Here is an 11,528-nt window from a genome sequence, read left to right on the forward strand (position 1 = left end):
AGCAGCTTGCGCGGCCTCGGGCTGTGCGTGGGCTTCCGCGGGACCGGCGGCGGAGACCAGCACCTGGGTGGACACCAGGCGGCGAACACCCCGGTCCCACCTGCTCACCCACCCCGCCGCTGAGGGGAAGGCACGGGCCTTGGGGGGCCGAGCGGGCAGGTGACGGGGGATTCCACCTGCCCGGCCGGGGAACGGCCCGCACTACGGGGGACGCGGACCTTGAGAAGCCGTACTGAGCGGCCCACCGAGTCGGCCGCGATGGACCGGGAGCCGTTGATCACAGCGGCTTCAAATTCCTCGCCCAGTCGGCCTGCGGTGAGATGGTCCACCTCACCCACCACCGCCACCATCGTCCGGCCGCCCATGGTGGTGCTGCACACACGCATCCGCTCGCGGGGATCGCTGTCCACACCGTTAGCGTCCCTGCTCCTCGCAGCGAAGTCAAAGGGCCGACCAAGGGCAGCCCTTGGGCCCGTGTACGGGGTGCTGAGGGGTATGAGAGCGTACAAGCATTGGCGCGCGAGGCCGCAAGGTGCGATCACCTTCGGCTTCCCGAAGCCGGTGATGACCTGCCCTGGCTGCGCGGACGGCCGGGCTCCGGTCCGCGAACGCGGAGGCTGCCGACGGTACATGGGCAGCGTCGACTCAGCGCACCAATGCGTGTACTTGTCGAGTCCCAGCTTGCCCGGTCCGTGGAAGGCGGTGAGTGAGGTGCTGGACCGGCATCTGCACCACCTGCCAACAGCCCCTGCCCAGCAAGACTCCCAACACGCCAAGATCGAGACAGACCTAACGGAGTCCTACTAATCGGTCGGCGCGCGGCTGAGGAGGCTGCACAGCTGGACCGCGGTGGTCACTCCCTTCATGGGGCGTCGTCCGCGCGGTAGTAGACGCCCCGTTGGAGGCGCCCCGCACTGAACACGACCGGCAGGCGCACGGTGGAAACGACCAGCGCTGGGCCTCGGCCGGCTGAACGGTCCGGCTCGGGTAAGAACTCCTAACAGAATGGCTCGGGGATGGGGTGAGCCGGGTGGCGGTCACTCGACACCGTTGCCACGGTGGACGGCTGCCGCCCTCCGATCCGGCCAAAGGGAGGACCTGGCTGCCCAGGCCCGGCTTGCCCTCAGTCGGCGGTGGCCCGGAGCGCCTAGGCTGTCACCGCTACGGAAGGGCGGTGCCATGAATGCTGACTCCCGGACCAGGGCCGCTATCGAGGAGCATTGGCGGGCCTCGGAACGCGGGGACACCGAAGCCGAGCACGCCATCTACGCCACGGACGCGATCCTGGACTACCCGCAGTCAGGCGAGCGGTTCCGGGGCCGAGCGGCGATCTCGGCGCAACGCGGCGGGCACCCGGCCGACCGACACTTCACCGTCCAGCGGATCACCGGCCATGCGAATCTGTGGGTGAGCGAATGCCTCATCACCTACGACGGTGTGCCTTCGTACTCGGTGAGCATCATGGAGTTCGCTGACCAACATGTGATGCACGAGACGCAGTACTTCGCCGACCCCTTCGGCGCGCCGGCCTGGCGGGCCGCGCTCGCGGAACGGATGCCGGGCCGGACCATCGCCGGAGCCTGATTCTTGGCCTTGCTCGGGTCGGCCGGGTGACGGGCCTGTCACTTTGTTGAAGTTCCAAGAACTTCTATTGCGAGGGCTTCAAGCGCCTCCAGCAGATGAGCGCGCATGCGAGGGTGAGGAATGCTTCGTGGATGTCGTCGCGGATCTCCCAGCGGATCCGCAGGCGACGGAACCAGTGCAGGTGGGCGAACGCACGCTCCACGACCCAGCGTTGAGTGCCGAGTCCGGAACCGTGCTCGGTGCCGCGCCGGGCGATCAGTGGCTTCACGCCGAGGTCCCAAACCAGCCGGCGGTACTTGTCGTGGTCGTAGCCGCGGTCACCCAACACCACGTCTGGGCGACGCTTGGGCCGACCACGCTTGCCACGCACGGGCGGCACGGCTTGGAGGAGCGGGATGAGCTGAGTGACGTCGTTGCGATTGCCCCCGGTCAGGGTGACGGCGAGCGGAATACCAGTCGCGTCGGTGATCAGGTGGTGTTTGCTGCCTGTCCTGCCCCGGTCGACGGGGCTTCGTCCGGTCTTGGGGCCCCCTTTAGCGCGCGGATGTGGGAGCCGTCGACGGCAGCCCGGGAGAAGTCCAAGGCATTCGCGGTGCGGAGCTTGGCGAGGAGGACCTCGTGCAGCCGAGGCCAGACGTGGGCTTCGGTCCATTCGGCCAGGCGGCGCCAGCAGGTCATGCCCGAGCCGAAGCCGAGTTCTTGCGGCAGGTGTTCCCAGGCGATCCCGGTGTGCAGGACGAACAGGATGCCCTGGAACACCAAACGGTCTGGAAGCCGCTTGCGGCCGGCGTGCCGCATCCGACGTTCGACCTTGGGCAGCAGCGGCTCAATCACCGCCCAGAGCTCGTCGTCGACTTCCCACGGCTTTGGCCGAGCCACCCTGCACCACCCCCGGATCATCAGGTCCCGGAGTGATCCAACCACCTTGAAGATCATTTCGTTAGGAGTTCTAAGTGCCCGCTGGCGGCGGGTCGTGCAGCGAAGGGAAGCGTTGTGCCCCCCGGCGCACGAATGTACGTCCGGCGACCTGCCTCGCTCGGTCCGTCATCGTCCGGATGGGTGTCAGCCGATGTCGATCACGACCTTGCCCTGGGCGGTGCCGCTCTCCACGGCGCAAACCGAAAGCGAGACAGGGCCGTTCGTTTGACAGACCCTCATTCGGCGGCGTCGGACCGGTTGGCGTTCGCGGGGCTGTTGTCTGGCCGCATCGGCAGTCCCAACCGCCGACCGCCGCGGTGAGCCCAGATGTCACCGAGGACGACTTGGATGATGCCGGTGACGGGAATCGCCAGCAGGGCACCGAGTATCCCGGCGACTTCGGCGGCGATCAGGATGGCCAGCAGCACGGTGAGGGGGTTGAGTTTGACCGTTCGAGACAGGATGACCGGTTGCAAGAGGTGGTTTTCGGCCTGCTGATAGACGATGAAGAAGACGATGGCTCCGATGCCGGCCGGCAAGGAATGAACGAACGCTACTGAGGAGGCGACGACAGCCCCTATGGTGGCCCCCACCAAGGGAATGAGGTCGGTCACGGCGACGAAGAGGGCCAGCAGGCCGGCGAACGGCACTCCGGAAACCAGCAGCACCACGTAGGTCAGGAGCCCGCAGATGACGCTGATCAGCAAGTTTCCGGTCAGGTAGCCGTTGACAGTACGGGCGCATGCGGCCCCGACGCGGCGTATGCGGGCCGCGGGCGCCTCGTCCACGAGCGCCAGGGACCGATCTATGGCCTTGGGACCCTCCAACACCATCAGATAGGCCAGGACAAAAATGGTGAGAGCGCCTGTCACGGTGGTCGTAGCACCGCGGATGAACCTCAAGGCAGGCCTGCTCAGCCCGGTGGCGTACGCGCGAATCTGCGCCTGATGCCGCTGGACATACCGCAGGGCATGGGTCCGCTCCAGCAGGTTACCGACTGGCCCGCGGCCGGCCCGGGCGTCCCTGATCATCACGGGCAGCCGTCCGGCGAACCGGCTTCCCTCCTGAGCCAGGGGGATGACGAACAGGGCGACCACCGCGCCAACGGCCGCGGCCGCGGCCAGAAAGACCAGCAAGGTGGCAACCGGCCGTCGGCACCGCGGCACCCGTCGCTGCAGCGCCTCCACCGCCGGATGAAGGGAGACGGCCAAGAACAACGCGATGACCGCCCAGATCAAGACCCGGCGAGCCTGCACCACCAACTCGAGTACGACGTAGGTGGCGAGTACCAGACCGATGGTGGCAAGGATGGTTCGCACCGGAACCGGACGCGTCGCCATGGGCACTGGGTGCCCAGCCGCAGTCTCGGGAAACGAGGAGCCCTCATCGCTCGGAGGGACGTGATCTTGCTGCGTTGTCACACGTGCCGGCCTCTGACACGGGCTGCGTCAAGTCGCCGCCAGCCGACATGGGAGTAGGTGGACACAACCAGCGGATGCCTCGCCCATCCCCCATGGAGCGCAACCGAGGCGGCCGTGTCCGGCTACGACGGCTGACACCAATCGCTGGGAGGCCGGTCACGCCTTGCGCATTGGCCGCCTCGATCGGTTGGCGCTGGAGAAGGCCCCGAGCTCTCACCTGTACGCCGCGGCTGAAGTCGGCACCACGGTAGGAGATCGTCCCCATGTTGGTCGGCACCTGAACGTCTCGACCGAGCAGGCCGCGGAGCACTTCAAGGGCTTGCCGCTCATCACCCCAGGCGCTGGCCTGGTGGCTGATGCCGTGCAGTGGGAGCGGTAGCGAACCCTCTGTGTGAGCGTGCCTCCGTTGCTCATCCACCTCCTGATCCGTGGGCCGTCCGACCCCGGGGCACGCAGGATGGGAGAGGCGGGGGTCCGGCGGCGGCGGTGGACGCGTTGCGGGGACCCGTCCATGGCACGGTGGATCAACGACGGTGGCGGGTCGACCACCTACGTCCCAGGTGCGGGTACTCAGGCCCCGCTGCAAGCTGGTGCCGTAGGCCCGCAACTGTCGAAGGAAGTGTCATGGTGGCGGTGGCCACACGTGGGGTCGCCGGAGCGTCGGCCCGGTGGGGGACGGCGCCGCCAGCTGCGGGTGTGATCGCGGCAGCCCTGCTGTCGCCAGTGATGTGCGCCAGGCTGATGCGTGCGGCTTGCCGGTACATGCCGTGACTGAGAACGCGTCGCGACCGGCGACCGGCGCGCGACGGCCCTATCTGATCGTGAACCCGCATTCAGGGGGAGGGAAGGCGAGCCGGTTCCGGATCGCGGAACGCGCCCGTGCGTTCGGAGCGCAGGTTTTCCTGATCGATCGTTCCCTGCCCCAGGACCTGGCGACTGTCGCGCGACGCGCCGTGGACGACGGTGCGGATCTGCTCGGGGTGGCCGGTGGAGACGGCACGCAGGCACTCGTCGCCGAGGTGGCCGCGGAGAGCGGCCTGCCGTTCATGGTCATTCCGGCGGGCACCCGCAACCACTTCGCGATGGATCTCGGCCTGGACCGTGAGGACCCTTCGGCCGCGCTGGAGGCCCTCAGGGACGCTGTCGAGCTGCGCGTGGATCTCGGGTACGCAGGCGAGCGGGCATTCGTCAACAACGTGTCGTTCGGAGCGTACGCCGCCCTGGTGCAGGACCCCGCCTACCGGGAGGACAAGATCGGCACGATGGTACGGATCCTCCCGGAATTCCTGGCCCGCCACCAGGGTCCGCAGCTGGTGGTACACGCAGGACTGCTCACCGTGGACCGGCCGGACGCCGTACTGGTGAGCAACAACCCCTACCAGATCGACGACCCGGCCGGGCTCGACAGGCGTGCGCAGCTCGACTCCGGACTCCTGGGAGTACTGGCCGCCAGGGCGGAGACGCCCGCCGAAACAGCCGCCAGGCTGCGAAGCGGGCAGATGCACGGACTGACCCGTCTGGCGACACCCGACGACGTCGTCATCCACGCCGACCCCCCGGTCGTCCCCGTCGGGCTGGACGGCGAAGCCGTCACCCTGCGCACTCCCGTACGGTGCCGGATCAGTCCCCGGACGCTTCGGGTATGGGTTCCCCGCCATCGGCCGGGCGTCGCGCCCACCGGATGGCGGCCGCCGGGATGGGCCGTCGTCCAGCGGGCGGCCTCACTCGTCGGACGGTCTCATGGCCGTCACACCGACTGACCGGAGCACGCTGCATGGTGGGCAGCAGGTCCCGGAGACAGGGCCCGACGGCCCATGGGGGTGTGCCCGGTGAAGGATGGAGGGTGGGATGGTGAGGCTACTGCCAGATGATCCGGGCGCGGCCCCGTTCTCCCGTCCGCTCAGCACTGTCAAACGTTCATTCAGCCATGTGTGTTTCCCTGTGCGGGAGGGCACACGCCCGGGCGGTGGGCGCTGATGGTGACCACTGTCGGGGCGAGGCCGGTGGCCGCGGGGCGTGCCGTCTCGGCGGCCGCCCTGCCCACCGCGCAGGTGCTCCGTGATCTCCAGATGCCGGAAGCCGGCCTGTCGTCGGAGGAGGCGGCAAGACGGCTGAAGCGCTGGGGCCCGAACGCCGTCCACTCCCACCGAGCTCGGGCGTGGCTGGTGCTGTGGCATCAGCTGCGGTCCCCACTGCTCGGCCTGCTGCTGGCCGCGGCCGTCGTGTCGTACTTCGTCGGGGAGCGCAGCGACGCCGTGATCATCGCGGTGATCGTCGCGCTCTCCGTCGGCCTGGGTTTCGTCAACGAGTTCCGGGCGGAGAAGACCGCCCAGTCGCTGCACGCGAAGATCCGGCACCGCGCAGTCGTACTGCGCGACGGGCGACCACAGGAGGTGGAGGTCACCACCCTGGTGCCGGGTGATGTGGTCGAGCTGCGGCTCGGCGACATCGTGCCCGCGGACCTACGGCTGCTTCAGGCAGCCGGGCTCGAGTGCAGCGAGTCGGTGCTGACTGGCGAGTCGTTGCCGGTCGCGAAGGACACCGCTGCCGTGCCGGCCGGCACGGCGCTCGCGGACCTGTCCGGCTGCGCCCTGATGGGCACGGTGGTGCACAGTGGAAGCGGCCGCGGTGTCGTGGTCGCCACCGGTGCCGAAGCCGAGTTCGGGAAGATCGCCGCCGGCCTGAGCGGACACCAGCTGGAGACCGAGTTCCAGGTGGGTCTGCGCCGCTTCTCCATGCTCCTGGTCTACGTCGCCGGGGCACTGACCACGTCGATCTTCATCATCAACGTCGCACTGCACAAGCCGCTGATCGACGCCCTGCTGTTCTCCCTTGCCATCGCGGTCGGCATCACCCCGCAACTGCTGCCCGCGGTCGTCTCCACCAGCCTCGCCGCCGGCTCCCGGCGCATGAGCCGGCGCAAGGTACTGGTCAAACGGCTGGTGTGCATCGAGGACCTCGGCGACGTCGATGTGCTGTTCACCGACAAGACCGGAACCCTCACCCAGGGCCGCATCGACTTCATGCGGGCCGTACCCGTCACCGGCACCTCGGCGGAGGAAGTGCTGCACCGGGGACTGCTGTGCACCGAATCGGACGTGGACGGCCAAGGCCGGCCGGTGGGCGGAAACCCGCTCGACGACGCCCTGTGGGACTCACCGGCCGCCGCCGCCCAGCGCCCGGTGCTCAGCGGCTGGAAGCGGGCCGGCGTCCTGCCCTTCGACCATGAGCGGCGGATGGTCTCCGTCACCGTCACCGATCCCGCCGGTGACACCCTGCTCGTCACCAAGGGCGCTCCGGAGACGGTACTGGAACGCTGCGCGGAGGTCCCCGAGCCGGTCCGCGAGGCGCTGGACGCGGAGTTCGCCGCCGGGAACCGGGTGGTCGCGGTGGCGACCCGGCCCGCCCACCCGGCCACCGCACTCAGTGCCGCCGACGAGCGGGGCCTCCGCCTGGCCGGCCTACTGGTCTTCCGCGACCCGCCCAAACCCGACGCGGCCGAGGCTCTGGGGCAGCTGGACGCGCTCGGCATCACGACGAAGATCGTCACCGGGGACAACCCCACGGTCGCCGCCAAGGTCTGCCAGGACCTGGGGCTGACCGACGCCGCCGTGCTGACCGGGACCGACCTGGACGCCATGGACGACGAGCGGCTCACCGAAGCCATACGCAACACCACCGTATTCGCCCGGGTCAGCCCCGAGCACAAGGCTCGCATCGTGCGGATCCAGCGGAAGACCGGTGACGACGTCGCCTTCCTCGGCGACGGCGTCAACGACGCGCTCGCGCTGCACGCCGCCGACGTGGGCATCTCGGTGGATTCGGCCACCGACGTGGCCAAGGACGCGGCCGACGTGATCCTGCTGGAGAAGGACCTCGGGGTTTTGGCGGACGGGGTCGCCGAGGGGCGACGCATCTTCGCCAACACGATCAAGTACGTCCTGATGGGCACGTCCAGCAATTTCGGCAACATGTTCAGTGCGGCCGGAGCCTCGCTGTTCCTGCCCTTCCTGCCGATGCTGCCGTCCCAGATCCTGCTCAACAACCTGTTGTACGACACCAGTCAGCTCGCCATCCCCACCGACGAGGTCGACGAGGAGCAGGTGCGGCGGCCCGCGCACTGGGACATTGCCTTCATCCGGCGGTTCATGATCTGTTTCGGGCCGATCAGTTCGCTGTTCGACTTCGTCACGTTCGCCGTGATGCTGGGCGTCTTCCACGCCGACGCTGCCCAGTTCCACACCGGCTGGTTCGTGGAGTCCCTCGCCACGCAGACCCTGGTGATCTTCGCCATCCGCACCCGCCGCATTCCGTTCTGGCGCAGTCGCCCCAGCCTGCCTCTGACGCTGACCGCGCTGGGAGTCGTCGCGCTCGGCGCCGCCCTGCCGGCCACTCCCCTGGCCCACGTCCTCGGCTTCCAGCCCCTACCGACCGCCTTCTTCGTCGCGGTAGCCACCATGGTCGTCGTCTACCTGCTCCTCGTCGAGCTCGGCAAACGGATCTTCTACCGGACCACGGGTCCACGGGATCGCCCTGAACCCGCTCCCGGCCACCGGCATTTGCGCCGCCGCGCAGCACGGTTCAGCACCGTCACCCGCCTGCCGCACCGGCAAGCCCTCCGCCGTCCGCCGGTGAAGGGGCCACACCCCACGGGCACGACCGTGTCTCCCCACACGCCCGTTCCTCGGACCCCATCCGCGTGATCCGCCGGGCATGCGGGATCCCTTGAGCCAGCAGCCCGAGCAGGGAAGCCCAGCGCGCTCGGGCCCTGATCCGCGCAGCGCCGATGCTGCCGCCGCGGTGGTCACACCGTGGACGACTTCTCCACTCCCCTGACCCGGGCGGAACGTGGGTACGGCCCTGATGAGTCGATACCCGAGAACGCCCCCGCCGACCGATCAGTGCTGGGGGTGCGCACGCGCGTGGAACAGAGGGCGCCGCTGGGTGGCCGTGCCGCGGGCGAGATGGCCGATCTCGACGCGTGTCCTGATGGCGCGGACCACCTCGGTCAGGCCCAGAACTATGGCCATGACGCCCACCACCAGTGTGAGTGTCGCGATGGATGCGAACGGCATGATGATCATCACGATGCCGGCCATAGTGCCGATGATGCCGAAGGCCACGTGCCAGCCGCGCGCCGGCATGGTCTGATCGGAGGCTGCGGCAACCGTCTCCAGGGTGCCCCGCAGGAGCCAGCTGAAGCCGATCCACAGGGCGAGCAGAAAGATCGACTCGAGGGTGCCCCTGAAGCAGATCAGTCCCAGCAGGATGGAGGCCGCGCCGGTGATGAAGTGCAGTACGCGAAGATGCCGGGGGACGTGGGTGCCGAAGGCGGCGGCGAGTTGGAAGACACCGGTGGCCAGCAGGTAGACACCGAAGAGCACGCCGACGACGCGAAGCGTGGCACCGGGCCACACCAACGCGACGACGCCCAGGGCGATGGTGGCAAGGCCCATGGTGAGCAGGAGCTGCCAACCAAGGTTCGTCAGTGCTGCCATGCCTTCGGTCAGGGAGCCCTCTTGCGGCTCGGTGCCGCGTGGGGAAACGGGGCCGGAGGAATGCGAAGGAGCTGTCATGGCACCTGCCTCCTTCTCGGAGCAGCGTCGTCACATCCGTCTATTTCTATCGTCACCCGATCAGCCTCATGTTGCTCGCTGGAGAGGGCGGGGGTGTGGCGCACGAGGTATTCCACGCACAAGCTCCTCCGGCTACTCATCCGGACAGCCCCTCGGCGGGAGCTCAGGATGGGAGTTCCCCGGGCCGCCCCGCGCCAGCGGCCACGGCACATGTCCTGCTGTCCCGTTCGGGTTGACACGTCGGACTCACACCTCGGGGGTGATGACAGCGCGTCCTAGGATCTTGCCCTCGTCCAGGAGCTGGTAGGCCTCGCCGGCGCGTTGCAAGGGGAAGTGCTCGACCAGCATCTTGATCTTGTCCTGCTGGGCGAGGGTGATCACTTCCATGAGTTCGGGGAGGGAGCCCCAGTAGGGCGAGGCGACCGAGCACTCGTGCGGCGGGCTGGAGAAGTTGACGGGCAGGGCTCCGCCGCCCAGGCCGACGATGGTCAGGTGGCCGAGCGTCCTGGCCACCTGTGCAGCCATCCGCAGCGTCGGGTCTATGCCGACCATGTCCAGCACGAGCTGAGCGCCCTGCTGCGCCGTGATGTCCATGATGCGCGCGATCGTCTCGTCGCCCGAGAGCAGTGCCTCGTCGGCTCCCATGCGCTTGGCGGTCTCCAGCTTGCCGGCTTGACGTCCTCCCCCTCGTGAACGAGGGGGATTCCCCTATGAGGGGGTTCGGCCGGTTGCCCGGCTTACAGGTTCCTGCTTCACAGACCGCCTGGCGGCGAGGTCTCCACAGGCTGACACGGGCTGCCCGCCCGCGTTTTTGATGTTGATGGCCGCATTGGCGTCGGCGTGTGCGATGTATCCGCAGCCTGCGGCTTTGCACCGGAAGACCGCTTGGCTTTCGCGGTTCCCTTCCGAGACGAAACCGCAGGCAGAACACCTTTGCGACGTGTACGCGGGATGGACTTTCACCACGGTTGTGCCCGTGTACCGGGCCGCGTTGGTGAGGGCGAGTTCGAGGCGGTGCCATCCCTTGTCGAGGATGGCCCGGTTCAGGCCCCGTTTCTGGGCCACGCGGGAGCCGGGGGCTTCAAGGGTTCCGGACGCCGAGGCGGACATGTTCTTGATCCGCAGGTCTTCCAGCACGACGAGGGCGTTCTTCGCGACGATCCGGGAGGCGGTCTGCGCGCAGAAGTCGCCGCGCCGGTCCGTGACCTGGCCCATGATGGCGTTCAGTGCGGTGATTGTCTTACGGCGGTTGGCGCTTGCCCGCTTCGAGCGGGTCAGGCGCTGCTGAAGCCGACGGTAGCGTGCGGCTTCGCCGGCGGTGATGAACTGCCGGTCGTGGAAGTCGCCGTCCGAGGTGACCGCGGCCGTCTTCACGCCCCGGTCGATCCCGACGATCGTGCCCGGCATCGCATGCCGCTCGGGCATGACGGCCTGGTCGTCCACCAGGAACGACACGAACCAGTGGGCGCCCTTGCGGGACACCGTGGCCGAGCGGACCTCGCCGCCCAGCGGGCGCGACCACCGGAAGCGAACCCATCCCAGCTTCGGCAGCTTCACCCGGCCCCACTTGCGGCCCAGACGCTCCACCTGGATTTGTTTGGAGTCAGGGAACCTGAACGAGGGCGACCAACGGGCTTTGGACCGCCACCGCACCCTGAACGTGCCATGCTCCCGGCACGCCCGGTCCAGATCCTTCAGGGTCTGCTGAAGCGCGTGAGACGGCGCGGCCTTCAACCACGGGTGATCGCGTTTGGCGTCGGCCAGCTCGGCGCACTGCGGCGCGTAGTTCATCCACGCACCGCGTCGCCGGTACTCGCGGCGCTGGTGAAGTCCGGTGTTCCACACCGCCCGGCAGACGCTGCCGAACTCCTCACACATCTGCGCCTGTTCGGCCGTCAAATCAAGCCGATACCTGCGGCCCGACAGCATGGATACCCCGTTATCTTCTTCGCGGTCCTGCAAGAGGGCCGCTGGCCTCCGGGCCCGGCATGACTGTTGCCCCCTGTCGATCGGATGACCTGGGGGGTGG

Annotated in this window: 8 protein-coding genes; 3 read left to right on the top strand and 5 right to left on the bottom strand. The window is 68.4% G+C overall.

The genetic code is table 11. From position 1 onward, the window contains the following. Window positions 1-1,179 precede the first annotated feature (1,179 nt). Entirely contained in the window at window positions 1,180-1,584 is a 405-nt protein-coding gene (locus AB0A61_RS36335) for a nuclear transport factor 2 family protein (RefSeq protein ID WP_361302344.1), read from the top strand. 64 nt (window positions 1,585-1,648) lie between these two features. Here AB0A61_RS36335 and AB0A61_RS36340 read toward each other — a convergent pair. Both AB0A61_RS36340 and AB0A61_RS36345 read right to left on the bottom strand, forming a co-directional pair. After that, window positions 1,649-2,484, bottom strand: a protein-coding gene (locus AB0A61_RS36340; protein ID WP_361302376.1) for an IS5 family transposase whose coding sequence is annotated in 2 segments (ribosomal slippage) — window positions 1,649-2,118 and window positions 2,118-2,484 — 837 coding nt in all. Because the reading frame shifts where the segments join, the coding sequence is not laid out codon by codon here. Window positions 2,485-2,738: 254 nt separating this feature from the next. Beyond that, complete coding sequence (locus AB0A61_RS36345) at window positions 2,739-3,842, bottom strand: AI-2E family transporter (RefSeq protein ID WP_361302347.1); 1,104 nt, start codon at window positions 3,840-3,842, stop codon at window positions 2,739-2,741. Window positions 3,843-4,690: 848 nt separating this feature from the next. On the opposite strand from AB0A61_RS36345, the gene AB0A61_RS36350 reads away from it, so the two are divergent. Together AB0A61_RS36350 and mgtA are read left to right on the top strand one after the other, a co-directional pair. After that, window positions 4,691-5,683: a diacylglycerol kinase family protein gene (locus AB0A61_RS36350; RefSeq protein ID WP_361302350.1), complete on the top strand. Its 993-nt coding sequence runs from the start codon at window positions 4,691-4,693 to the stop codon at window positions 5,681-5,683. 216 nt (window positions 5,684-5,899) lie between these two features. Continuing rightward, window positions 5,900-8,626 carry a magnesium-translocating P-type ATPase gene (gene mgtA / locus AB0A61_RS36355; RefSeq protein WP_361302353.1) on the top strand — a complete coding sequence of 909 codons (2,727 nt, stop codon included), beginning with the start codon at window positions 5,900-5,902 and terminating at the stop codon, window positions 8,624-8,626. A 195-nt stretch (window positions 8,627-8,821) separates the two neighbouring features. On the opposite strand, the gene AB0A61_RS36360 is transcribed toward mgtA, so the two are convergent. From AB0A61_RS36360 to AB0A61_RS36370, 3 genes are all read right to left on the bottom strand, one after another. Next, a complete protein-coding gene (locus AB0A61_RS36360; protein ID WP_361302356.1) occupies window positions 8,822-9,499 on the bottom strand; it encodes an HdeD family acid-resistance protein in 678 nt (225 codons plus the stop codon). 246 nt (window positions 9,500-9,745) lie between these two features. Then, window positions 9,746-10,162 (bottom strand): zinc-binding dehydrogenase, encoded by a 417-nt coding sequence (locus AB0A61_RS36365; RefSeq protein ID WP_361302379.1) that lies wholly within the window; start codon window positions 10,160-10,162, stop codon window positions 9,746-9,748. 45 nt (window positions 10,163-10,207) lie between these two features. Next, entirely contained in the window at window positions 10,208-11,461 is a 1,254-nt protein-coding gene (locus AB0A61_RS36370; RefSeq protein WP_361302359.1) for a transposase, read from the bottom strand. Window positions 11,462-11,528: the final 67 nt, after the last annotated feature.

The organism is Streptomyces sp. NPDC046197, from assembly GCF_040646295.1.
Classification (GTDB): Bacteria; Actinomycetota; Actinomycetes; order Streptomycetales; family Streptomycetaceae; genus Streptomyces.

Coding starts and splice junctions, on each gene's coding strand:
- AB0A61_RS36335 (WP_361302344.1), top strand. CDS start 1,180: ATGAATGCTGACTCCCGGACCAGGGCCGCTATCGAGGAGCATTGGCGG.
- AB0A61_RS36345 (WP_361302347.1), bottom strand. CDS start 3,842: ATGGCGACGCGTCCGGTTCCGGTGCGAACCATCCTTGCCACCATCGGT.
- mgtA (WP_361302353.1), top strand. CDS start 5,900: ATGGTGACCACTGTCGGGGCGAGGCCGGTGGCCGCGGGGCGTGCCGTC.
- AB0A61_RS36360 (WP_361302356.1), bottom strand. CDS start 9,499: ATGACAGCTCCTTCGCATTCCTCCGGCCCCGTTTCCCCACGCGGCACC.